This window comes from Shewanella kaireitica (assembly GCF_023284045.1).
GTDB lineage: Bacteria > Pseudomonadota > Gammaproteobacteria > Enterobacterales > Shewanellaceae > Shewanella > Shewanella kaireitica.
Map to the genome: position 1 here is coordinate 1 of NZ_JAKIKQ010000020.1, position 25,715 is coordinate 25,715.

Genomic DNA, 25,715 nt, shown 5'->3' on the forward strand with positions numbered 1-25,715 from the left:
GGCTCTGGCTCTGGCTCTGGCTCTGGCTCTGGCTCTGGCTCTGGCTCTGGCTCTGGCTCTGGCTCTGGCTCTGGCTCTGGCTCTGGCTCTGGCTCTGGCTCTGGCTCTGGCATGATTTCAAGCGCCTCGCCTTCAATATCAAGCTTTTTATCAAAGCTGACACCTTCATCTGACGGAGTTGACACGTCGCTATCTGCTGTTGGTGTAATATCTTTTACTTCAGCTTCTAGTGCCTCTTTGGCAGCCTCTTCTTGCTGAGCTTTTTGTTCTTGTTCTTCATTTGCTAATCGTTGAGTACGCTTATAGAGATAAACGCCAATTAAGATAAGCAAAATAATGGCAATAATTTTCATTTTTTTCCACCAGTGGTTGGCCAGAGACTCAATATGCGAGTCTGTTTAAGCATGTCAAATTGCACGAAAATAGAACGTTATTATTAATCTATTCTCTTTACTAAAATCAAGTATTTATACCTATTTTTTAATCGGGTATCAAAAATAGTGCACTATATCGACCAATTTAGTCAAAAAGGCAGCATAGTTCAGCTGAAATAGCCCACTCATAAAATGGAAAGCTTGCGCTAAAAGGAGTGTTAAAGCGCTATTTTGTGCGCACCTTCAAACTTTAATACATGATTTTTGTTTGTCGCTTGGTAGGGTTTTATGATGGTAATAACCCAGTGGCTTACTAAGGTATAACATGGCTTTTGAACAACTTTTAACTGGCAAATTACTTAGCGAGTTTAAAACCATCTCTGCGATGGTCGAAATCTACTGTAAAGCTCACCATAAAAGCACTGATGGGGATGTTTGTCAGGACTGCCAAGCATTCAAAGAATATGCTCATACACGTCTAGATAGATGCCCATATGGACAAGACAAGCCAACGTGTAATAAGTGCCCGGTACATTGTTACAAACCACATATGAAACAAAAAGCGCGCGAAATAATGATATTCGCAGGCCCTAGAATGTTACTTCCGCACCCTATTATGGCTATTAGGCATTTACTCTCTGAGCGTAAAGATGCGCCAGGAAAGCCACCTGCAGAAGCTTCAAACAGACATCTTCGCATTAAAGTTAAATCTGAAAATTAACCTTCTAAGCACTGCTGCTGGCTAACTCTGCTGGTTGCAGACAAATTATATATCTGACTCATTATATTGAGAAAACCTCCCTAAGCGCACGATACTCTCAAATAGTATCATGCGCTTTCTTGTCGTATCTATCATTCACTACTAGACTTTCGGAAAGTAAACGGACTTATTTGAACAACGTTGCGATGTTGATATGGCTCGTTGGGAACATTCAGCATGGAGGCTGCCGCTTTGACCAAAGAGATCCTGCTCGTAGAAGACAATAAAGTCATGTTGTTGATGATGTCGCAAATGCTGTCTTCTCGTGGCTATCAAGTCGTAACTGCCAAGCACGGTATAGATGCGCTCTTACAACTCGAATCTCACCCCAATATTCAACTTGTTCTTAGCGACTGGATGATGCCAGAGTTAAACGGCATTGAACTTTGTTACCAGCTAAAATCTCCCGAGTATGGCCGCTATATCTTCTTCGTTCTACTTTCAGGCCGAGACGATAAAGAATCGATTGTAGAAGGCATCAACGCTGGCGCAAATGATTTTGTAGCAAAAGATACCAACATCAATGAACTTGATGCTAGGCTAAAGGCAGGCTTTAGAACGCTTGAATTGCACAATCAGCTAGTGGCTAAAAACATCGAACTCGATCGTGCCTATGCCACCATAAAACAGGATTTAGAGTCAGCCAGCGAGCTCATTCAACGCATGCTGCCTAACCAAACAAGCTTTAAAGGCGTTGAAATTAACTACACCCATATTCCCAGTGCACAAATTGGCGGTGATATGCTGGGCTGTATGCAACTCGATGAAGAGCACATAGCCGTCTATCTGTTTGATGTAGCAGGACATGGCGTAGCTTCAGCTTTAATGTCATTTTCTATCCAGCAAAGTATCAGTTCAAATTCAGGCACCACCTCTAATGTAAAACGTAAGAAAGATACCGATCCTTTTTACAGCCTCATAGAACCTAGTGAAGTTATCTCCCACCTGAATCAAAGCTATATCAGCCACGACCAAAACAACCTGTATTTCACTATGGTTTATGCCGTTTTAAACACTAAAAACGGCTTGCTGACATATGCCTTTGCAGGTCATCCCCCCATGATTTGGCTGCGAAAGTCAGAACTGTCTAGTGAATTTATCGAACAAGATAGCTTTGTCGCCGGCATGTTCGACTTTGCAGAGTACAAGACAGAGCAAGTACAACTAAAGCCTGGCGACAGGGTGTTTCTCTATTCAGACGGTATCACTGAAGCGGAAGACCAACAAAAAAATCAGTATTCAGAGGTCGGCTTAAAACAACTAGTTCTAACCCAGAGCAACAAACCTAGAGCGCAGCAAACCGACAGTATCGTCCAGGCCGTTAGTACTTGGGCTGGCATAACACAGTTCGATGATGATATCAGCCTGCTTGCCCTTGAGTGGCAAGGTGAATAGAGAGGAAACACTATGCAATTCGATATTATAGAAAAAGGTCAGTACACCATAATCCAAATCAATGAAGGCCGTTTTGATGCAAAACTTGCCCCTGCATTCAGGGAGCAGTTGGAGCAAATAAAAGGCAACATTCGAGATCATTTGGTGCTAGATCTGGGTGAAGTACGCTTTATGGATAGCAGTGGACTCGGTGCGGTAATGGGTGCTTATAAAATGCTACGCAATACCAAAATAAGCATTGTTAACCCACAAAAGCCCATCACGGATCTGCTCAAACTAACCCGTATGGACAAACTAATTCTCAGCCACCCAACAATTGAAGATGCACTGGCTCCAACCGCTTAAAGAGGTAGATGTTATGAAAGGAATGATCCTAGCCGCAGGGAAAGGCACCCGTATTAAGCCAATATCTTACGCAATTCCAAAACCAATGGTGCCTATTTTGGGGAAACCCGTAATGGAATCAATGATCCAACTATTTGCCAAAAGTGGCATAGATAAAATAGTGATCAACACTAGCCACTTAGCTGAAATTATCGAAAACTATTTTGGCGATGGTCACCATTTCAATGTGCAGCTTTCCTATTCATATGAAGCTAAAGAGGTTAATGGAGAATTTGTTAGCCAAGCATTAGGTTCAGCTGGCGGCATGAGAAAAGTACAAGATTTCTCAGGTTTTTTCGACGAAACCTTTGTGGTAGTTTGCGGCGATGCTTGGATTGACCTAGATCTTAAAGAAGCTGTCGAACATCACAAGAAACACGGTGGTATCGCTACTATTATTACTCGCGAAGTGCCCTCTTCAGAAGTGAGCAAATACGGCGTTGTGGTTACAGATAAGTATGAACAAGTGGTTAGCTTTCAAGAAAAGCCACTAGAATCAGAGGCCTTATCCAACAAGATCAATACCGGGATCTATATTTTCGAACCCGCCATCTTTGACTTTATCCCCAAAAACACCGAATTCGATATCGGTAGCGACCTATTTCCACTGTTAGTCGAAAGAAAAACCCATTTCTATGCCGTTAACATGGATTTCCAATGGTTAGATGTTGGTAAGGTTAAAGATGTCTGGGAAGTGACCAGTGATATATTGAATGGAAAAGTGAAAGGCTATCCAATTCCTGGCACCCAGCTAGCCCCCGGCATTTGGGTTGGTATCAATACCCAAATTGATATCTCTAAATGTAAGATTACTGCGCCAGTAATTATTAGCAGTGGCTGCGAAATTCAAAATGGCGCAACCATCATAGGTCCAGCTGTTGTGGGGGCTAATTGCAAAGTCGACGCTAAGAGTCTTGTCAGCAATACCCTCATCTGCGATTACATCCACTTAGCTAACGACGCCTACATAGTTAACAAAACCATGTTTGGTGATTACTTGTTAGGGCACGATGGTTATACCCAGCTATTGGCCGACTGTCAGTATGTGCATATTCTGAAAAACCGTAATGTCTCACGCCCTTTAACCGGACAAGCCAGTATCAACGATATCTATAACACACTGCAAACCCCGACGGCTGAACCGGTGCCGCTACAACAGGTAAAATAAGGTCAGCTTATGAACGTGAACACAAGGACGTTTCACAAAGAATACCTCAGCAGTTTAGAAGCATCTAGAGAGGTTGCTGAAGACATAGTGCCTTACTGGAATAGCCTGGGACTTAATGAACTGATTATAGGGCAGATGGAGCTTTGCCTTGTGGAGGTGGTCAACAATGTTTTTGAGCACGCCTACTGCAATAACGAAGGCGACAAGTTTGAAGCCAAATCCTATATGAGCAAGACTCAAAATCTGATTATCGAGATCTCTGATTTTGGTCATTCAATGCCCAGTTGCGTGCTTGAGGAGCTATTAAGTACAGACTTTGTAGAACCGCTAGCTGACGACCCAGAAACTTGGCTACAAAGTAAACGAGGGCTGAAGATCATTCAAGAGCTGTCAGACAAGCTAGAGTATTTTTCACACCAAAACCGCAACACATTGAAGCTACAAAAAAGCGCAAGCTGAACCAAAATAAATTGCAGTTCAGGCTATGCAGCACGACTTGAGGTAGCCACAAGATAAAAGCGCCTTAGTCAAAACAGATAAGTGCACGGAGAATAGATAAATGGACTTTTACTTCAGTGAGTTTGAAAAACGAACTCCACCGCAACCTGCAAACTATAGCGCATCAAGAGAGCTGCTTTATCAGTATCTAGCGACCTGTAATATTGCGCTCGGCATCTGGTATCTGGTGTGGCGCTGGGGATTTGCACTCAACTACGATGCAATGTGGTTTTCGCTACCGCTGGCTTTTGCAGAGTCCTGTGCCTTTATCGGCTCTGTCCTATTTGCTTTTAACCTATGGAAAACTGCTGACGAGCCCATTAAAAGCCCACCAGCCACGATAAATGAATGCATTAATGACCCCATGGATGATAGACCCATAGGCGTCGATATCATGTTCCCGACTTATGATGAAGAGCCAGAATTAGTAGCCTTGAGTATTCGCGATGCCTTAAATGTACGTTACCCCCATGAAATAGAAACACGCATTTTTATTCTTGATGATGGCCGTCGGCCAGAGATGGCACAGCTCGCCGCCGACATGGGAGTCGAGTACATCACTCGTGATAATAATATTGGTTATAAAGCCGGTAACTTGCGTAACGCACTTGAGCAAACCTACGGTGACTTTATTGTTATATGTGATGCCGATACCCGTCCTTTTCCCAGCATTTTAGAAAATACTTTGGGTTACTTTAAAGACCCTGACGTGGCATGGGTGCAAACACCTCAATGGTTTTTCGATCTGCCAGCCGGCGAAAGACTGCCAGTCTGGCTCAAAAAACGCCTAGGCACACCCATTAGCTGGCTGGGGACAGCATTTGAGAAAATCTACGGCCCAGTCACACTCGGGCGCGATCCCTACGCCAACGATCCGCAGATGTTTTATGACGTCATTCAGCGACGCCGTAATTGGGCAAATGCCTCATTTTGCTGTGGTGCTGGCTCAATACATCGCCGTGAAGCCGTCATGGAAGCAGCGCTGAGAAGTTATAGCCAACAGATCAGCAAAGAGCATGAGGAGGTGGAAAAGCAGATCCGCAAACTCACTAAGGAGAAGAGTGTCGATAAGAATATCTCGGCTAATCTACGCCAAGAAATTATCTTCGACACTGAATTCACTCCCTACAAATTCCATGTTTCCGAAGACATCTACACCTCGCTTATCCTTCACGGTGATACCGAACGAGAATGGCGATCGATTCAACATCCTCAAATCGAAAGTAAAATGCTATCTCCGCAAGACCTACAGAGCTGGACAGTGCAACGCTTTAAATATTCAGGCGGCTCGATAGATATCTTCATGAATGATAATCCGCTATTTAAAAAAGGCATGAGCCTAAAACAGAAGTTAATGTATGGCGCCAGCTTTTGGTCTAATCTTTCAGCGATTTGGAATATCATCTTCTTGGCCTGTCCAATCGTGTACTTCCTTACCAGCATTGCGCCTGTCAGTGCTTACGACACGACATTCTATATGCACTTTCTTCCTTTTGTTATTACCGCAGAACTCGCGATGATGGTCGGTACTTGGGGGGTTGCGGGTTACCAAGGCAAAACAAATTTCCTCTCTTTTTTTCCGGTCAACTTGCGGGCTTTATGGACAGTCCTACGCGGTAAAAAAATCAGTTTCCCCACCACTCCAAAAAGTCGCCAGCAAGGTTTATTTCTGCACCTGGTGATCCCACAAATTTCAGTGTTTGTACTCAGCCTTGGCAGTATGCTTTTTGCTTGGTACGCCTACAGTAGCAACTCATTTGGTAGCTACTCCCTCGGAGGACTGATCCTCAATAGTTTTTGGACCATCAATAACATGATGGCCATGTGGGGCATGATCGCTGCCGCATGCTGGTCACCACCAGCGGATGACGTATCCAGCACTGTTGAAACGACCAAGGAGTTAGATTATGGAATCGAGTAGCTCATTTGTAAAAGCGCGCCACCATATAGTGTTCTTAGCAGGGCTATTTACGGCACTAGCCATCGCTTTTACGATCGAAACCCGCGAATACAATCAGGTGATGGGCAATCTCTCTTTCGCTCCATCAGAACCCATTCCCTTTAGAGAGAGTCGGGTATTAACTGACCAAGAGTATCAGTGGGCTAAGACTGCTTGGCGCTACTTCGAAAATAATTATCAAGACAATACAGGCTTGGTCAATTCAGTGGATGGCTATCCTTCAACAACTATGTGGGATACAGCATCCTACCTAATGGCACTGATCTCAGCTCAACGTCTTAACGTGATTAGCTATGACGAATTCAATCTTAAAATGGAAAAGGCGTTAGTAACCTTAGCGCGGCTGCCTCTAGTCAGAGATGAGTTGCCCAACAAAGCATACAATACACAAACTCTACAGATGGTTGATTACACTAACCAACCAGTCTCTGATAATGATGGTATCGGATGGTCAGCAATCGATATTGGCCGCATTCTGGTACCGATGAACATCCTCATTTGGCAATACCCTAAATTCAATAAACAAGTAAATAGCGTCTTACAGCATTGGCAAGTGGGAGAGATGACTATAGATGGCTACCTGTTCGGTTCAAGACCTGCAGCCTCTGGCACTGGGTTGGAGTTAGTCCAAGAGGGCCGTATTGGTTATGAAGAATATGCATCAAAAGCATTAAGTCTTATGGGTCGAGATGTATTTAATGCCTTAAAGTATGCCGACTATCTGAAGCTGATTACCATTGATGGCATTGAAGTTCCAACTGATAGCCGCGATCCAGCCAAGTATCATGCACATAACTATGTGGTGAGTGAGTCCTATATTCTCGACAGTATAGAGTTCGGTGCAGACAGTGTATCGCGGATCTTTGCCTTTAGGGTTTATCAAGCCCAAGAACAGCGCTACAAGCGCTCTGGCATTATCACTGCGGTAAGCGAAGATAACATCGACCAAGCCCCCTACTTTGTTTACAACACTGTGTTTTCTGACGGTAAAAAGTGGAACACCATTACCGATACTGGTGAAGATGCCTCTGACTTTAAAACGCTATCAACCAAGGCCGCTTTCGGTTGGTACGCGCTTTATGACACTCCCTATACCGATAAGCTTATCACTGGTGTCGACAGCCTCTATTCCGACAGTAAGGGTTGGTATTCAGGTCTTTACGAAAAGACCGGAGAAGCCAATAAAGCGATTACGGCTAACACAAATGGAATCGTCTTAGAGTCATTAGCTTACATTCAAAATGGTGCCTTACTGAATGTCGGTGTTGAAAATCAACTATAGAGAGATGCCTATGAAATTAATTTTAATACTATGTGTCGCTCTATTTGTCGTTGCATGCGGTAACAGCTACCAAGGTTTTTCTAACGATATTGTTAAACGACATTCTCATTGGGATGTTCCCGAACCGCGCTCAGGAGAGTTAACCGAGCAAGAGATGGAGATGGCGACTATTGCATGGCAGTACTTCGTCAATAACTACCAAGAGTCTACAGGAATGGTAAATGCGGTAAACGATTACCCTTCTGTCACCTGGTGGGATGCGTCATCCTATCTAGCAGGAATGGTAAGTGCCTTGGAGTTTGGCATTATTCAAAAAGAGGAGTTCGATCGCCGTTTTATCCGTTTTATTGCCACTCTTAATACCATAGACCTATTTATGGGAGAGCTACCAAACAAAGCGTATAACACCCAAACTGCCGCCAAGGTGGATTATGCTAACCAGCCCGGTGAAATCGGTTACTCTGCGCTTGATCTGGGACGATTACTTATATGGCTACACATTGTTAAACATCGATTTCCACAGTATGCCAGTGCTATCGACTCAGCGGTACTACGCTGGAACTTTTGTAATGTAGTCGATGAGACGGGAACCATGTTTGGTGCCCTGCTAGAACCGGGCAAACCAGTACAATATCTACAGGAAGGTCGCCTAGGCTATGAAGAGTATGCAGCTAAAGGGTTTGAGCTTTGGGGATTCAATACAAAACAGGCCTTGATGCCTGAACCCTACGCCACCATTAACATGTATGGCTACGACATCCCCTACGACACCCGCGATCCACGCAAGCTAAAAGCCCATAGTTACGTAGTCACCGAAAGTTATGTGCTGGATGGGATTGAATTTGGTTGGGATGTAACTTCAGATCGTAGCGCACACGATAACAACTATAGCCACGATTGGGTCGCTGAGTTTGCATTGCAGATCTACCGAGTACAAGAAAAGCGCTATCACGAAACCGGTATTCTCACCGCTAGAACCGAGCATCAGCTCGCTGGTGCGCCCTACTTTGTTTACGACACCATCTACACCGATGGCTTTGCTTGGAATACGATCTCCGAAGTGGGTGCATTCCTGCCTCAATATTCGGCAGTTGCCATCAAAGGTGCTATGGGAATGTGGGTGTTATGGGATACCGAGTATACCGATCTACTCTTTGAGCATGTGAGCCATGTTTATGACCGCGAGAAAGGGTTCTATGAGGGGATATTTGAGAATGGCACAGGGCTAATTGACACTTTCACCTCCAACAATAATGGCATTTTGCTCGAAATCCTACTGTATAAGAAGAAAGGTAAAATACTCCAATATAAGGATCCTGTCGCGCCTAGCCTATGGGAAAAAGCACTGCAAAGTCCTTTTGGTTATGAAGGCCAATGCTTACCTAGAACAGTTTCAGCTGACTAGTTCAGCAACCTAACTGGGGTTCTATGCTACGACTATGTGTTTTGCTGTTATTACTACTCAACCTTCAAGCTTGTGGTCTTATATACCAGGGAGTTCAGTCTGGCGTATCTGGAGTAAATGAATCACAGGTTATTCGTCAAGGTCGACACGGTGAACTCAACGAGCAAGAAATTGCCTGGGCCAATACCGCTTGGCAATATTTTGCCAATAATACCCAACTCTCTACAGGGTTAGTCAACTCTATAGATAATTATCCCACTATGGATATGACCTCTCTGGCTGATTACCTTATTGCACTGCAGGCTGCCCGCCAATTCGAACTCATCTCCAGTAAAGCTCATGACGAGCGGCTAACCATGGCGATTGATTTTTTGGTAACAATGCCACTCACTCGCCAAGGCGTGCCCAACAAAGTTTATTCAACCATTAATCGCACCATGGTTAATTATGCCAACCAACCTGCAGAGTTAGGATGGTCGGCAGTCGATATCGGTCGACTACTCATCGCCTTAGCGATCACTAAACAACACAACCCTGAGTTCTCAGAATATATAGATAAAGGTGTTTTACGCTGGAACTTTTGCGCTTTAGTCTCCGATAAGGGAGAGCTTTATGGAGGCAATATTAATAATGGCCAGGTACACAGCTACAAAGAGGGGCGTTTAGGCATTGAAGAGTATGCCTCTTATGGCTATTTAGACTGGCAAATCATCCCTAAAAAATCAATGACGCTTGAGCCATACGAAGTCGCGACAATCAATGGTATTGATCTGCTTTTCGATGGCAGAGATCCCCGTTTTTATGACGTGTTAAGACCTGTATTTAGCACCCCTTATCTGTGGTTAGGGCTTGAGTTTAATTGGGATGACCTTGACGACTTACACTCACTCGACGCCCTGCACAGTAATGAACCTTTAGCCGCCATGGCTGACTCAATCTATCAAGTTCAACAAAGCCGCTGGGATACCGAGCGGATCTATACCGCCCGCGGTGAGCATGTCGTTTCTGGTGAACCTTATTTTGTCTATGACGCCATTTATGCACTCGGCACACCTTGGATAACCGTCGCTGAAGATGGTAGCAGCCACGACCATTTAGCACTTATCTCAACTAGGGTTGCCTTTCAAATGTGGGCGCTATGGAAAACAGATTACACCGAGCGACTAATCACGCTAGTAAAAGAGCTATATCACCCACAGCGAGGCTGGTATGAAGGCCGCTATGAGATCTCAAGCGCCTATGAAAAAAGTATCACATTAAAAACCAATGCTGGTGTGCTAGAGGCATTGCTGTACAAAGTAAATGGCAAGCTTTACCGAGGACAAGAGGATAAAGAGTATCGCGATGTACGCTTCAACTCTCGCTTCGATCATCCTGGTAAATGCTTAGTGGAGACATTCGATGAGATATAAACACTATTTAGCCATGGCGCTTGCACTATGGCTCATGACGAGTGGAAAAACAGCTGTGGCTGAAGCGCTTAACCTTGAATTACGCCCCTTCAGCAAAGGCAACTATTTATTGGCAAAAGGGCGCTATCCACAGGCTGCAGCCCATTGGCATCAACTCAGTGTTTTGTTATTAAGTAATCCGCAAAAAGTATCCCAGCAGCAGATGTGGCAATCGGCAGGTCTTGCAGCATCACTCGCTGCCATAGCCGCTGACAGATCTGAAGACCCAATCGCCTATCAATATTGGGCAGATAGCACCCGTTATCTGCTAACTGGCGGTACTAATTGGTCTCAAGTGCAACAAAACCTACATCAACGTCTAGAAACCGCTAACACTCAACTATCGGTCGCCATGCAAGTCACCGATGTCACCAGCGGTATTGACGAAAACCTCGATATAGAACTCACCGCACTTCAACTGTGGGATGAAAAGCTAAACCTATTCGCCTTCACTACACCAAAATTGGGGCTTAATAGCTATGACTCCACAGTCAATAACGCTATGGTTCAGCCCGTTACAGCCGTTGCGCCAACAGCAATAAATCCGCAGCAAGAGGCGGGCAAAAAACTATCGGGTTATGATACTAATTTCTCTCACTCTCCGTCTTTTACTCCAACGCCCCTCCCCGCTGATACTAATGACCCGCTACCCGCAGTTCAACAAAAAGAAGAGCCTATCATCAATGCATCAGACACAGGTGCCGCCTCTGCAGCACAAGTTCAATCTGCAGCTTCAGAGGCATCAGCAGATGATATCTCTCCGAGCAATCCACTGGGAATTGGCAGCATCAATCAAACACAAGCAATCAAAGTAGAGTCACTGCAAAAACGACAAATAGAACCGATTTCGATAACAAAAGAGCCTATAGAAAACGCTGTTTCAGAAACTGCTACCGAGAAAGCTGAAGGTCAATAAAATCGCTAACATAGACTAACGATACAGCACTATAAACTAAATTCAGGCCAATCAATCACTATAACCTACAACTAATAATGCTAATCAGCTTGCTGTTTAAAGAATCTATTACTACATTTTAATAAGCTTAATGTCGTTGTAGAACTTACTACTGAGCGCTCAGGAAGAGTCAATAAATGAAAGGATTCATTATGAAAATACATAAAGAAGATCTCGATCAAATCTATCGCTCCGCTAGTAATCAATTTGATTTAACAGAATCCTCTCACCAGATTTGTCTCCTTGAACTGGCAGATTCTTTACTCGGTCTAAAACAAACCTCGCCAGCACAACTTGCCGCATTGGCTCAAAAAGAGAATTGCCCGTTGGCATTCAAGCTAGCAGTAAAGCTTGTGCAATCACGCAAATACTTAAAGCAAATCACAAAACCTATCTCCATTGGAATTGTCTTTGCCATGTGGGGTGAGCATCACAGGTTACTAGAAAAAAGTCCATCGAATATCAACGGTGAAAACTCTTTACTGACCAAAGTCACTCAACTCACTTGGGCATGTAAAGGCACCAAGGTAAATTGGCAACTTTACCCTGTTGACGACGGATGTCCTCACGGTAGCTTCACTATAGCCAAACGCATCGCGAGCAGAAGCTCACAACCAGAAAAGATATCGGTACTCAACCTCAAAGACGGCATTACTGCGACTAAGGGGCCACTAGCTAAACTAAAAAATGTCGATGATTCAAGAAAAGGCGGCGCTATTATTCATGGCTGCATGCAAGCGCTAGACGATGGCGTTGATGCTGTGATCTACACCGATGCAGACAACTCAGTACATATGGGACAACTCGGGCTCATATTGGCTCCTTTTGTCGCGAACAATGCTCAGGTTGTACTAGGTAACCGTAAAGATCCGCTGTCTATTTTAGTCAAACAAGAACAACGCTGGGGCATTGGGATCAAAACACTCAGGCATATGCAAAGAATGGTTGGCTCGGCTATTTTTTCACAGGGTATTCACGACACTCAAGCCGCTTACAAGCTCTTTAGCCGTGAAGCCCTATTGCCCATTCTTGCTCAACCCACCGTATTCGACTTCTCCTTCGATACCGACTGGATCTTAGCGGCAATGCAGCAGCAACAGCGTATTGCCACAGTCCCTTTTGCTTTTATCGACTCAGCAGCTGAGTCAGCCTCTATAACCCAGGGACCGATGAGTACTTGGTTAACTTTACTGCAAGGCTTAGTAAAAGCACTACGCGCAAGGGGAGCAGATTACAATCAAGAGATGGCACAACTGATCGACAAAGAGATAAAAACGGCAGAAGATTTAGATCGCATTATAGATCTATTGCCAGAAGAGCTGTTACACGCCAGTGACGCTGAGCTTGGTAGCCCTCAACTGATGAGCCCTGCGGCATTAAAGCTGTGGTTGAGTAAAGTAAAAGCTGAGCAACTCGCGACCATAACTTAGGAAGGACTCATCCAAGCTACACATTCGTGCGTCAGCAATATTCGCACAGCTATGAGAGTACTTAACATAGCCGATAAATGAGCAAGAAAGGATCTAAAAATGATAGAAGTTAATGAATTAAGAGCACTATGTGGAGATGATGACTCCATGGTAAAAATGCTACTTAGCATTTACTTAGAAGAATACGGGGAAAGCGATAATGTACTCCAAAGTCGCTTCTCCAAAGATGACGTTAATGGGCTATTTCAGCTTTCACATGAACTAAAAGGGATGTTTAGTAACCTTTGCGCTAAAGAAGCGATGACACTAGCTCAAGCAATTGAATCAAGCTCTCAAGCAGGCTCGCTTCCGGCGAGGAATGATATCAACGCACTGTGCGGTAAAATAAAAGAGATTAACCAACAAATAGCAGGTATTTTGCAATAAGGTGCACATTGAAATCACCAGTATCACCAAAGAGCATCCAGCATATCGCAGTGTGCTCTTTGATCATTCTGAGCGTAACGACCGCTCATCATACTTGGGCAAAAAACAATCAAAAGCACCTTAATGAACAAACGCCAACACCAGCTAATCCACAAAGAGTCTCGAGGGTCATATTGGGCTCAGAGTCTCCAGTTCAAGCACAGATTGAGTTTCAGCGCCGAGCTGTAATACCGATTATAGAAACAAGCAAAGCAGCTATAACAGCCAATAGCCAAAGCACTGATAGTGCAGCAATAGTTGAGAGAAATATCACCACTCTCACCCCAAGGTCAATATCCGTTCCCCTAAACCGTCATGAAAAACTTCTCATTAGTAAAGCCCAGCGCTACATAGATAAAAACTGGAATGAAGAAACCGGAATGATTGATTCGGTGCAAGGTTACCCTCACACCACGATGTGGGATGTAGCCAGTGGAATAGGTGCATTATTAGCCTTAGAAGCGCTCGGAGTTAGCGACTCACACATCATCGATATTCGGCTTGCTAAGCTACTTAACACCCTTTATGAATTGCCTTTGTATGACGATAAACTTCCCAATAGACAATACAATACAGTCACAGGCAAACCATCAGGTCGCTTTAGCCAGACTCCATCAAATGGTAATGGTTGGTCGGCTTTGGATCTTGGACGACTGTATATATGGCTCACCATTGTAGCCCGAAAAAAACCGCACCTTGCCAATGATATCAGCAACATCAAACAGAAATGGCGACTAGCAGCCGCCGTGCACCGTAAAACGCTCTATGGCACCAAACTCAACTCTAAAAAGGAGAACTTCCGCCAAGAAGGGCGCCTTGGCTACTTACAATACGCTGCGACTGGCTATCAAATGATGGGGTTAGATGTTGCTAATGCATTTAATTGTAACGCATTACAACAGGTGGATATCGATAGTATGCCGCTAAAAGTCGATGGCCGTAATCTGCCTTTCTTAACACTCGACCCTTTTCTGCTTTATACCATTGAGATAAGTGATGAAAGCTCTTGTTGGAATCAGCTAGAGACACTTTTCCTACTGCACAATAAAAGGTACATGATAAGTCAGAGGTTAACCGCTTTTGCTGAAGACTCGTTGAGTAAATCACCTTGGTTCTTATACAACAACATTTACTATCAAGGTCAAGCTTGGCATAGCGTTTCCCATTCAGGTAAACCTTTTGTCGACTCACAAACATTTAGCAATAAAGCCGCATTTGCGATGAGCGTTATTTTTCAAAATGAGTACAGTCAAAATCTCGCATTACAGGTCATAACCAACAGTGTCCGCCATCAAGAGATCCCTACAGGACTTTACCGTGATGGAAAAACAAATACCGCCTATAATATAAATACTAACTCGCTGATCTTAGTCAGCCTTTGGTACAAAATGCGTGGCCGAAAAGCAATTTGGCAAGAGTAGAAATGGTAAGTCACTGAATGAAAAATGCGATTACTAGTTAGGAAAGACACATTTGAAAATGCGCCAAGGACGGACAAGCAATACTGCACAATGGATCTCCATCCTTTGCTTTTTTACGGCTGAGACTTTAGCTAGCGAACACCAAACAGAGATGGCAAAGCATGCGCCAAAGCCTGTAGAAAAGAAGGTTATCAATAGCCCTGCCATTACCAAAATAGCGCAGCCCTCAGAAGCCGACTTGATTTGGAAAGGCGCCAGCAGTTCATTTATGTTGCCATTTGAAACTTGGAACACTGATCTCCCTTGGTATAAACGCTGGAGCGCCAGTGTTGCAATAGGCTATCCATTGGTAGATATCGCTGCCGTTATCCCCGCAAATGCCACCACAGGCCCGAGCAATCAAAATCTAACTGCAAGCCTATCGCTAAAATACTCGATTATTGGTAATTGGTTTATATCAGCAACCGCCTATCACTATTTTGACAAAGAGTTACAGCAAGCCTGGAACCCTGATTTTACCTATGTATTTGGTTATAGCGATTGGCGGCCATATACATTTAGTCTGCTGTATTCTAATTATGGTGGTAACCGTTTTTCGCCAGAACCGGGGGGTAAACATACAGAATTCTCTCAAGGAACCTGGGCACTAGGCTGGAAGTTTCCAATCAGCAAACCCTTTGTTGATTGGCTGTCTTTCACTGATGAGGGAGCGATAGGTTGTCAGTTTGATTACAACTATACCCCTGAGTATTTTGACTTAGACACTATCGAATATAAAACTAGCCATCAAACGATAAGCTTAGGTTGTAAGTATTCCATTGTCGGAAATTGGTACGTTAATGGAACCACCTTTTATTATTTAGACAGCAGCCAAAAACAACGGTGGAACCCTGATTTCACTTACGGCTTTGGTTACTTTGACTGGCGCCCAGGTACGATTACCATTCAATATAATAACTATTCAGGCAACCGCTGGAATAGTGCGGATAGAGGACCTGATACCGGCAGGTTTAAAGATGGTTCAATCAGTATTAGTTATTCATTCGATTTCTAATAACCGCTTATCCTCTAAAGACTCATCCTATTGAGTACTTTTTGGTGGCAATGAGGGCACTTATAAGAGTGGCGATGAATTTTATTTCCACACTCTGGGCAGGGCAGCATTTTTCTGTCTTTACTCAACAATAAAATAATCACCCCAATTGGCCCCAGAACATAGCCCAACAGCACGCCAGCAACGATATTGCCTTTGTAATAACCTATGATAACCGCGATCAGCAGCATCATTAGATAAAAGCACAGCCAAAATACAATGCTATCCATCACTAAAACACGAAGTTCACAGTAAGACTAAGCAAATCAACATCTTCTTTTTCACCATATAATAGCGGTGAAGTAATAAATTGGGCGCGATTGCCCGGTTCATGAGAAAAAATAGATCGCATTTCAAGGTTGAGTGAGATCGTCGAAGTTGCATCATAACGTAATCCTACAGTTACCCCTTTACTCTCTCTTAATTCATGGCTTTCAGCATACACAAGGTAAGGAGTCAGCTCGTCGAATGCATAAGCAGCGCTGGCATACCAGTTTACCTGCAGCTCATCATATTCAATTTCAGCCATCCACAACCAAGCATCCAAACTGTATTCAACGCCCAGAGTGTATATGTTCAACGTTTGAGGTTGTGGCGATGGCCGTTGAGTATATTTAGCCTGCATAAACCCTGCATGGACTCGATAATTGAAACTAACTAGATCAACATAAACACCCGCCAGATATTCAGTATCAAACTGCAATGTATCTGTGCCAATTTCTACTTCATTGAGTTTATCAAAACCATAATAAGGCGAGATATGTAGCGAGAGTTCATCAGATATTTCATAGTCCCAAGCAAGAGAAAAACCATCATAAGAAGTAAAGCCTAAAATGGCATCGTAGACCTCCTCCGGCGGTTTCGCCCAAGTGTAAGCCTGACCAACATAATAAAACTCCGACACCAAAAATAGTGGAATACGCAGCCTACCGGCGCGAATTTCAAAGTCACCAAATTCATAACCTAGATACGCCCATTCAAGTTCAGGTTCACTCCAGTTATCTTGAGTACGTTTCACCAATTGTGCTGAAACGTCCAGTCCCTCAAAGAGATCTACATCAAGCTGTAGTCCAAATATAGTATCGCAGTCATAGCAAGTTTCATCGGTAATTTCACGATTAACAAATAGCGGTGTTTTATTATCTGTTTTACTAATAGAGGTTGAACCAAAACCACTTAACATGATGTCATCAGTTAGCTCTATACTGGCCTGTGAATTGGCAATCATTCCCAAGCTCAATATTATAATCGTACATTGACGGCTTAATAACATGACTACTCTCCCTGTGGCACGGTAATTAAGATATTAACTTCTTCAGGAACCGACTCAATCGGCGCATAGGCGATACCATTAGGGTTTTCATTTAACCATTTAAGGATCTGCTTTATATCATCACTATCAAGCTCTTCTGGTGGTGAGCCTTTACCCGAAAAAGCTAAGCCAGCCCAATAGCCATTCATTTGTGTTACCGATTTACCCAGCAACATGCTGTAAAAGTCTTCACGGTGCATGGAGGTTTCAGGTAGATCAACCAGTACAATCTTAAGGCTACCACCTATCTTTTTAGACTTTCCACGATAGAGCATTCTGGCTTTGCTTTTACTTAAAGGAGGGAGCTCATTGTTAAGAGTAAAAATGGCAAACTCGACATCAGTGCTTTCAGCCGGATCGGCTGCCAACGCATAAATTGAAGGGGATAAATACAGAGTTGCTATCAATATGACCAGCTTTATTTTGCGAAACAAAGCCTTGTGGTTTAATCCATTAAACATATAAAAACCTTCAATCCTTGATAGTTTTTTGTACTATGCTGAATATAGTCAAGAGTCATGTATTACACAAGGTTATGGCTAGTACGTTCAATTCAAGGAGTAGAAATGAACTTATTGAATCGCATTTCAATAAAGACAAGGATGTTGGCGCTGGTATTACTGCCATTACTTTTTGCTGCATTTCTCTCAGCATTAGAGATCCGAAAGCAGACTAATAATGTAAGTGCACTCAATACATTAAATAGTAAAGTGACTTTCCTTGAATCATTTTCTGCACTCGATATTAAAATCAATCAAGCTAGAGAGCAGCTATACGAGCAAAGACAACCTTTTGTATTAGCTGATTTCACCCCATTAGTCGCCCAATTTCCAGCATTACTGCCTAGCGCATTTACCGCAAAGAATACAGAGGATATCCAAGCATGGTTTTCCAGCACCAAAGAGGCGCTAGCAGAATCACCGGAATTGACTAAAGAGAGCCTGGTTGACTGGTCGACCTGGATGCAGGAATTACAGGCCCAAGCACTTATAATATTAGAAAAAGATAGACTAGATGTGCCAGAACAGATCAACCAAAATCTAACCATCTTATTCCAACTACAATGGTTGTCATTATGGTCCGCAGAAGAGAAGTGGCTGATTAATCAATTGCTCAGCAATCGCACTGACACCGAACTGCTAAATCAATTGAACATGAGCGCAGAGAGGCAGCAGCTTTATGTCGAACGCTTTATCAATATTAATGCCAAACCAGAGCAAGTGGATCTACTGCTGAGCACCTTTTCTGATAAGGCATTTGAGCAAAGCTACCAGTTACGCAGCCATATTTTGCATCAAGACGTACTCGTTGAAAGCCCTAGAGAAAGCTTAGCCGCCTTCAGCCAAAGACTAATCTTAATCCAATTTATAGTAACCACATTTTCAGAGAAACTGACGAGTAATATCCACAGTGAAATCGCGCAATCAAAAAATCTAATCATTGTATTTTGTAGCGCTTTATTTGTGTCACTACTTATCATTGCCACCATAGGCGCAAATCTATATCGACGTATCCTTTATTATCTGCAGCATGTCATAAAAACCATGTCTAAGATCGAGGAAACCCATGATTATTCGAATAAAATAAATGAGAGCGGTAAAGATGAGCTCAGCTTATTCTCTAAAAAACTCAACAATCTTATTCACGAGCGTTACCTCAATGATGAGAAAATATTACGTGCAAAATCAGATGCAGAAAAAGCAAATCTAGCCAAAAGCTCTTTCCTGGCTAATATGTCTCATGAGATTAGAACCCCCTTAAATGGCATCATAGGGATGTCCGAGATTCTAGCAGGCACTAAGCTAACACCAGTACAAACAGAATATCTGCACACTATAGAAACGTCATCGCACACATTGTTATTGCTGATTAATGATATCTTAGATCTATCCAAAATTGAGTCCGGAAACCTATCGATTACCAATACCGATACAAATATTGCAGAAGTGGTTTATGACACCCTCACAATGGTATTAGCTAAGATTTCTGAAAAGAATCTCGACTTACAAATTGATATTCCTGCCGAGATACCGCACCTTGTTTCACTTGATGAACACCGTATGCGGCAGGTACTGATGAACTTGCTGTCGAATGCTGTGAAGTTTACAACTGAAGGCTTTATTAAAGTGGCTATCACCAGCCAGCTTGATGCACAGCCATACGCAAAAATACAGATAAAAATCTATGATAGCGGTATAGGGATCGCTGAAGACAAACAGCAACAGATCTTCTCCCCATTTACACAGGAAGATGGCACTATCACACGTCAGTTTGGTGGCACTGGCTTAGGTTTAGCCATTTGTAAGCAACTAGTGGAGTTGATGGGCGGAGATATACTTATTAGCTCAGAAAAAGGTAAGGGCAGCTGCTTCTCCGTTGAGCTAAAAGCACGCATAATTGCACAAGTCCCTCCCGTTAATAATGAATTCAAACACCTTACTTCCGCACTAATATCAAATGATAACCATATTATCGATATCATTGATGATGCATGCTTGAAGCAAGGGTTCAAGTTGAACTACCGCTATCAATCCTGCTTCGATCTACTACAAGACAAACAGAAATTTGATCTATTATTCGTTGATAACTCATCAGCCACCAGAGACGCCCTAACAACATTACCAGAAGTGCTCTCCAAAAAAGATATATTTACCATCGCAGTAAACACCCCTTCAGAGCAAAGAGCCCTCGACAATATTGACTCAACAATCACTTTGCCACTTCTTGGTAGACGCTTTAACAATGCCATAAAAAATGGTATCGAAAATAGAATACTGCGTAATAAATCACAGATAACAACTGTTAAAACACTAACCAATGGCAATGACGAAAAAGTAAAAATCGTTATTCTTATTGTTGAGGACAACTTGGTTAATCAAAAAGTGGCTTCACTGCTCGTCACGCAAGCCGGATTTGATTTTGTTATCGCTAATAACGGACTGGAAGCACTTGAGTTTATTATTAAAGGCGAAGAAATCAATGCAATTTTGATGGATTGTATGATGCCGGTAATGGATGGTTTTACTGCTACAACTAAGATCAGAGAGTGGGAAAAGCAACACTCAGAGCAACGCCTCCCCATCATTGCGCTTACTGCCAGTGTATTAGACCAAGATATAGAGAAGTGCTATGAGTCTGGCATGGACGATTACTTGGCTAAACCCTTCAAAAAAGACGTACTGCTCGACAAGCTTAAGCAAGTATCTAAGCTTGCGAGTTAAAATATCTCGTAATGGTCTATGCTTCCTGGGTCGGTGCTAGTTTAAGAATTACCGTTCATAATTTAATTTCAGTTAAAGCGATAAGCCTGTCAATTGGCCAATAGTCTTTACTGACTCAAACCTAAACTTGCATCTCACAAGTTAATAGGTTGAAATAACAACAATATGAATGAATTTAGTGATTTTATTGCACAAGGGTATTGGTGGCTCTCTTTGCTTGGTGGTCTTCACTGCCTAGGCCTAGGTTTATACATCCGTTATATCTATCATGAGAAAAATGGTAATCATAAAATTTTAGGTAGTATCTTTAGCCTAATGGCACTTTATTTTTTTACAGGCCTACTCACTAAAGAAAATGCGCCCGCCCCTATACACTTTATCTTTCTCTTAATCATCCCAGTCTATTTTCTGTTGATGCCGATGCTTTACCTGTATTGCTATCGAAGCTTGCATGATGCGAAAACCCCGATTGGTTTTTCACCTCACTTCTACCCTTCTTTAATCGTCGCGATTACCGTACTCAGCACTGCGATTTACCGCGTAATAAAACAGGAACAACTCCCAGAAATTTCCCTAAGTAGCGCTCCAGCATTGAGCCATCTGAGTTTGCTTGGTGCCACTCTGCCAGGGTTACTATTTTTGCAAACTACACTCTATTTTTTCTTTTTATTAAAAATGCTCAGCCACTATCCAGGGCGCACCTCTCGATTACACCAAGAGAGCCTGAAGGACATCAAGTTTAGATGGTTACTGGTGCTGACTTTAGCGTTATTGAGTAATTGGATTATCAGAGCTGTACTGGTCATTTTACCCTTTTACTTGGGGGAGCAGTTTATAAGCATCAATCATGCTGCAACAAAACTGGTACTACTACTCACTATTTATATCCTCGCTATTTACGGCTTAAAACAGATCACCTACGCTGCATTTTTACGGGGTAAATTAACCCGCCCTACTGAAAAATCGCCCATGAAAGCGAGCCAGCAATTACTCAGCTCAGAAGAGCTCGCTTACTTACAAAAACTGATGCAAGACGAAAAAAAATAATGTTGTAACTCGGCTTATATCATGGATTTTACGCCCCTAATTGCGCTAGTGTACTCAGGCTATCTCATTATAAATATACAAAAATACCTTGAAGGCTAGGAACTACAACATGGACAGATTGAACAAGCTAACTCTGCTTGCTACCGCAATGACCGCATTGCTTGGTACGAGTATAGCCACCTCAGCAGCAGAAAGAACTCACGATATTATTATTGATGACTTTTTCGATATTGGCGGTATGAGTGCAGTCACGCTCAGCCCGAATGGAAAAAAAGCCGTGTGGCTTGAGTCTCGCTGGGATAAAGAGCTTGATAAAAGCCAGCGCGATCTGTGGCTCGTCGACACTAAATCTCGTCAAACAAAGCGAATGACGTTTACCAACGAGAGTGAATCAAGCCCACAATGGAGCCCTAACGGCGAGTATGTTTATTATTTGGGTAAGATAAAACAGCCTGATGCAAAAGCGCCTTACAATGGAAAAACTCAAGTATTCCGAATTTCCATCAGCAGCGGCGATAGCCAACCTATGACTAAAGAGAAGGACGGTGTTAGCAGCTTTGAACTTAGTCATGATGGCAAAAGTCTATACTTTTTAGCCAATAAAACCGTAAAAGATACCGATGAATGGGCATCAATGCGCGCCAGCCATAGTGCCCCCAAATATGGCCATGGTGAACGTAAAACTAACCCGCTTTATCAGCTCGACCTAGAGCACTTTAAACAGCAATTACTGCTCGACGATGACAAAGTTGTTTGGGAGTTTAAAGTAAACAATGACGGCAGCAAAATTGCCCGTATCACCACCAGCGATAACGAACTAGTCTTCCTAGAAGGCTGGTCTGACGTTGAAGTTTTCAACACTAAAACCAAACAAAATGATGTACTAGCTGATGAACAGTGGCGTGAACAAGCTCCCTCACCTTACGGTTGGTTACTCGGTTTAGCTTGGCAAGAAAATAACACCGAACTAGCATTTAGAATCGATTTTGATGGCCACCCAGGTAAGCTATTTATTAGTAACACCAAAGCAACCGATAAGCCGTCACTTGAAGTTTCACGCCCAGATCTGGTCACTCTCACTGCAAGCGATCTCACTTGGCGTCCAAATAGTGATGAAATCTGTTACCGCGGCGCCGATCACGCTCGAGTCAAACTGTTCTGTACCGAAATTGATGACGGCGAACAGGGTGATACCCGTACCGTCATCCCTGGTGACACTGTCATTGGTAGCTTTAGCTTTAGTCAAAATGGAAAGTCGGTTGCATTTAGCCATAATGGTTTAGATCACTTCTACGACATGTTTATTTCCGATGCCGATAGCAGCCGGGCTAAACCTGCACGCTTAAGTAATATTAACCCGCAAGTTGATAGCTGGAAACTGCCTCAAGTGTCGGTGGTAAAATGGACTGCACCAGATGGCTCAACAGTTGAAGGGATCTTGGACCTACCTGCGGACTATAAGAAAGGGGACGGACCACTGCCATTGATAGTGCAAATCCATGGCGGCCCAACATCGGCAACACCTTATGCACTACAACACCGCTCTTACGGTCGTTCTACGTTTACCGCTAAAGGCTGGGCATTGCTATCACCAAACTACCGCGGCTCTACCGGCTATGGCGATAAGTTCTTAACCGATCTTGTTGGTCGTGAGCATGATATCGAAGTAAAAGATATTATTGCTGGTGTTGATCAGCTGATAGCCGATGGCATTGTTGATGGTGACAAAATGGCAGTGATGGGTTGGAGTAACGGTGGTTACCTAACTAACGCATTGATCAGCACCACTGAGCGCTTTAAAGCGGCGAGCTCTGGCGCTGGTGTGTTTGATCAACGGTTGCAGTGGATGCTAGAAGATACTCCTGGTCACGTGGTTAACTTTATGGAAGGCCTGCCTTGGGAGAAACCAGAAGCTTATTCGCATGGCTCTTCGCTTAGCTATGCAGACAAAATCAAAACACCAACGCTTATCCACATTGGTGAAGGCGATCAACGCGTACCACTCGGGCATGCACAGGGTCTTTATCGTGCACTTAAGCATTACTTAGACGTACCTGTCGAGCTTGTGGTTTACCCAGGTGAAGGTCATGGTTTGAGTAAATACCAACACCGTAAAGCTAAGATGGAATGGGATCAGAAATGGTTCGAACATTATGTTTTAGGTAAGCCTGCCGAATAAGCTTGTCTGTGACATGTATAAAAGCGCCTCATTAGGCGCTTTTATTTTGTCTTTTTAATGAGATAGAAATCGATACAAAAAGCCATTCATTTTCGGTTCAGAATGGGTATGCTAGTGTTTATACTCATTTGTAGTTTGCTAGATAAGGATAGTTTTATGACCAGCTTAATCAAACGCATCTCCAGCAGCATTTTTCTAGTCGCCAGTATGTTAATAGCACCACAAGCATTAGCAGAAGATGGTTATAGCCAAGCCAAGAGTACTTTCCAGCAAGCAAATCAAACCCAGAAATTCTTCGATACAGCCTATGGTTACGCACTTTTTCCAACCGTAGGTAAAGGCGGAATAGGCATAGGTGCCGCATATGGCAAAGGCCGTGTTTACCAAGGCGGTAACTATAAGGGCGATACCAGTTTGACCCAAGTTTCTTTTGGCTTTCAACTTGGTGGCCAAGCCTATAGTGAGATCATCTTCTTTAAAGATGAATCCGCTTACAAAGACTTTACCAGTGGTAGCTTTGAGTTTGGCGCGCAAGCATCAGCCGTTGCCATCAATATAGGCGCGAATGCGCAAGCTGGTACAACAGGTAACTCCGCTGGAGCAGGAAAAAAAGCCGCAACAGCGGCATACATAAATGGTATGGCAGTCTTTACTGTAGCCAAAGGTGGATTGATGTTTGAAGCAGCATTAGCAGGACAATCTTTTACTTTTGAAGAGAAATAGCCAATAAAGCTGAGTAATATTCTAATCAAAAAGCCTGCCGCTCATTACAAGCGGCAGGCTTTTTAATATTTAACGTCTAAACCCAGTAGGTGCTATCAGTTTTTACTCGCTCCCATAAACTGAATTCTTGTCGGATAAGTTTCACCATTGCTGTTCATGCTTTGTGTAATCCGCTGCATCAAACCATCTAGTTGGGTTAAATCTTCAGAACTTAGCGCGGCGACCATCCGTTTTTCCCGCTGATGCAGTACAGGCATTATTTCTTCAACCAACAACTTACCTTTTTGCGACAACTTAACTAACTTACTGCGTTTATCATCTGGGTTTTCACAGCGTTCAATTAACGCTTCTTTTTCCAATCTAGTCAGTACTTTTGTCAGCCCGCCCGAGCTGAACAACATGCTTTGGTACAGCTCTGTTGGCGACAGCACGTGCGGCGATGGGTTACGGCGCAAACTGGACAACAGATTGAAATCTGAACTTTGTAATCCGTAAGACTCAACACACTCTTTAATTATCTGAATAAAAATATTGTTTACTTGCGTCAATCGCAATAAAGCTGGGTATGAGGTTGCTGCACACTCAGGCCAATTCGCGTCATTCTGTTGCAAAATGTCTTCCATGCACTTTTCCACTTGTTCTACCTCTCACTTTTATTCATTGATCACCATTATATCTTGCGAGAAAGATAAACGCCATCCAGTATCTTTCTAGAAAGATACTTTGAGCAATAAGCTGATAATGCCAAAAATTTTGGGCTCACACTATTTAGTGATGAAATAAATAAGCTAATAATCAAAGCTTTAAAAAAAACAGTAACGCTGTTTATGTTGAACATGCACAGACTGTTATTTGTGGCAGAGATCAGCAGCCAGTCAGTGAATTGGATTTATCGCGAATTTTTTAGCGTTTTTAAACTGCCTGAACTGAATTCAGCTTTAGCAGCACATTTGCAAAACTAGGCAATTGATACGTTTTGCCAGTAAAAATTGATTATGTATGACCCTCAGTTAACTGATCACTGCTAGCAACCATGCTTACAGTGCAAGTAAGCGCGATGCTTAACACAACATTCGGTCGATGCATTCTCTAGGTCTCAAATACTCGCTTGCTGCTTTGCTAATGAGAAAAGCGACAAGCAAACCTTATTAAAACAGTAACGGTTATGGCAAAAAGTGGCTTAAACACTGAA

The 25,715-nt window shown here is 43.1% G+C and carries 21 protein-coding genes and 1 pseudogene; 18 read left to right on the forward strand and 4 right to left on the reverse strand.

Annotation, left to right across the window (positions count from 1 at the left end; translation table 11 throughout):
- Positions 1-353, reverse strand: a pseudogene (locus L2730_RS18850) (hypothetical protein); the annotation flags it as partial.
- Positions 354-699: 346 nt separating this feature from the next.
- On the opposite strand from L2730_RS18850, the gene L2730_RS18855 reads away from it, so the two are divergent.
- The 14 genes from L2730_RS18855 to L2730_RS18920 all read left to right on the forward strand — a co-directional run bounded on the left by L2730_RS18855 (position 700) and on the right by L2730_RS18920 (position 16,002).
- The gene (locus L2730_RS18855) at positions 700-1,095 is read left to right on the forward strand and encodes a nitrous oxide-stimulated promoter family protein (protein ID WP_248976004.1); all 396 of its coding nucleotides are present in this window, start codon (positions 700-702) and stop codon (positions 1,093-1,095) included.
- 216 nt (positions 1,096-1,311) lie between these two features.
- Entirely contained in the window at positions 1,312-2,529 is a 1,218-nt protein-coding gene (locus L2730_RS18860) for a SpoIIE family protein phosphatase (protein WP_248976005.1), read from the forward strand.
- A 12-nt stretch (positions 2,530-2,541) separates the two neighbouring features.
- Positions 2,542-2,874, forward strand: coding sequence for an STAS domain-containing protein (locus L2730_RS18865; RefSeq protein ID WP_248976006.1), 333 nt, complete (start codon positions 2,542-2,544; stop codon positions 2,872-2,874).
- Between the two features lie 13 nt (positions 2,875-2,887).
- On the forward strand, positions 2,888-4,081 hold the full coding sequence (locus L2730_RS18870) for a nucleotidyltransferase family protein (RefSeq protein ID WP_248976007.1): 1,194 nt from the start codon (positions 2,888-2,890) through the stop codon (positions 4,079-4,081).
- A gap of 9 nt (positions 4,082-4,090) precedes the next feature.
- Positions 4,091-4,540: an ATP-binding protein gene (locus L2730_RS18875; protein ID WP_248976008.1), complete on the forward strand. Its 450-nt coding sequence runs from the start codon at positions 4,091-4,093 to the stop codon at positions 4,538-4,540.
- Positions 4,541-4,640: 100 nt separating this feature from the next.
- The gene (locus L2730_RS18880) at positions 4,641-6,500 is read left to right on the forward strand and encodes a glycosyltransferase family 2 protein (RefSeq protein ID WP_248976009.1); all 1,860 of its coding nucleotides are present in this window, start codon (positions 4,641-4,643) and stop codon (positions 6,498-6,500) included.
- Complete coding sequence (locus L2730_RS18885; protein WP_248976010.1) at positions 6,487-7,821, forward strand: DUF3131 domain-containing protein; 1,335 nt, start codon at positions 6,487-6,489, stop codon at positions 7,819-7,821. The genes L2730_RS18880 and L2730_RS18885 overlap by 14 nt, the downstream gene beginning before the upstream one ends.
- A 10-nt stretch (positions 7,822-7,831) precedes the next feature.
- Positions 7,832-9,226 carry a DUF3131 domain-containing protein gene (locus tag L2730_RS18890; protein WP_248976011.1) on the forward strand — a complete coding sequence of 465 codons (1,395 nt, stop codon included), beginning with the start codon at positions 7,832-7,834 and terminating at the stop codon, positions 9,224-9,226.
- Positions 9,227-9,249: 23 nt separating this feature from the next.
- The gene (locus L2730_RS18895) at positions 9,250-10,638 is read left to right on the forward strand and encodes a DUF3131 domain-containing protein (protein ID WP_248976012.1); all 1,389 of its coding nucleotides are present in this window, start codon (positions 9,250-9,252) and stop codon (positions 10,636-10,638) included.
- The gene (locus L2730_RS18900; protein ID WP_248976013.1) at positions 10,628-11,593 is read left to right on the forward strand and encodes a hypothetical protein; all 966 of its coding nucleotides are present in this window, start codon (positions 10,628-10,630) and stop codon (positions 11,591-11,593) included. Before L2730_RS18895 ends, L2730_RS18900 begins: the two co-directional genes overlap by 11 nt.
- 191 nt (positions 11,594-11,784) lie before the next feature.
- The gene (locus L2730_RS18905) at positions 11,785-13,062 is read left to right on the forward strand and encodes a glycosyltransferase (RefSeq protein WP_248976014.1); all 1,278 of its coding nucleotides are present in this window, start codon (positions 11,785-11,787) and stop codon (positions 13,060-13,062) included.
- Between the two features lie 99 nt (positions 13,063-13,161).
- Positions 13,162-13,488, forward strand: coding sequence for an Hpt domain-containing protein (locus tag L2730_RS18910; protein WP_248976015.1), 327 nt, complete (start codon positions 13,162-13,164; stop codon positions 13,486-13,488).
- An 8-nt stretch (positions 13,489-13,496) separates the two neighbouring features.
- The gene (locus tag L2730_RS18915; RefSeq protein ID WP_248976016.1) at positions 13,497-14,948 is read left to right on the forward strand and encodes a DUF3131 domain-containing protein; all 1,452 of its coding nucleotides are present in this window, start codon (positions 13,497-13,499) and stop codon (positions 14,946-14,948) included.
- 58 nt (positions 14,949-15,006) lie between these two features.
- The gene (locus L2730_RS18920) at positions 15,007-16,002 is read left to right on the forward strand and encodes a hypothetical protein (RefSeq protein ID WP_248976017.1); all 996 of its coding nucleotides are present in this window, start codon (positions 15,007-15,009) and stop codon (positions 16,000-16,002) included.
- 271 nt (positions 16,003-16,273) lie between these two features.
- Here the strand turns inward: L2730_RS18920 and L2730_RS18925 are convergent, their stop codons facing one another.
- Positions 16,274-17,314, reverse strand: coding sequence for a hypothetical protein (locus L2730_RS18925; protein ID WP_248976018.1), 1,041 nt, complete (start codon positions 17,312-17,314; stop codon positions 16,274-16,276).
- 2 nt (positions 17,315-17,316) lie between these two features.
- A complete protein-coding gene (locus L2730_RS18930) occupies positions 17,317-17,814 on the reverse strand; it encodes a hypothetical protein (protein ID WP_248976019.1) in 498 nt (165 codons plus the stop codon).
- A gap of 105 nt (positions 17,815-17,919) precedes the next feature.
- Here L2730_RS18930 and L2730_RS18935 point away from each other — a divergent pair, with 105 nt between their 5' ends.
- From L2730_RS18935 to L2730_RS18950, 4 genes are all read left to right on the forward strand, one after another.
- Positions 17,920-20,574, forward strand: a complete 2,655-nt coding sequence (locus L2730_RS18935; RefSeq protein WP_248976020.1) for an ATP-binding protein — start codon at positions 17,920-17,922, stop codon at positions 20,572-20,574.
- A gap of 165 nt (positions 20,575-20,739) precedes the next feature.
- Positions 20,740-21,621: a hypothetical protein gene (locus L2730_RS18940; RefSeq protein ID WP_248976021.1), complete on the forward strand. Its 882-nt coding sequence runs from the start codon at positions 20,740-20,742 to the stop codon at positions 21,619-21,621.
- A 109-nt stretch (positions 21,622-21,730) separates the two neighbouring features.
- A complete protein-coding gene (locus tag L2730_RS18945) occupies positions 21,731-23,800 on the forward strand; it encodes a S9 family peptidase (RefSeq protein ID WP_248976022.1) in 2,070 nt (689 codons plus the stop codon).
- Positions 23,801-23,956: 156 nt separating this feature from the next.
- On the forward strand, positions 23,957-24,523 hold the full coding sequence (locus L2730_RS18950; protein WP_248976023.1) for a lipid-binding SYLF domain-containing protein: 567 nt from the start codon (positions 23,957-23,959) through the stop codon (positions 24,521-24,523).
- 95 nt (positions 24,524-24,618) lie between these two features.
- Here the strand turns inward: L2730_RS18950 and L2730_RS18955 are convergent, their stop codons facing one another.
- A complete protein-coding gene (locus L2730_RS18955; RefSeq protein WP_248976024.1) occupies positions 24,619-25,146 on the reverse strand; it encodes a MarR family winged helix-turn-helix transcriptional regulator in 528 nt (175 codons plus the stop codon).
- Positions 25,147-25,715 lie beyond the last annotated feature (569 nt).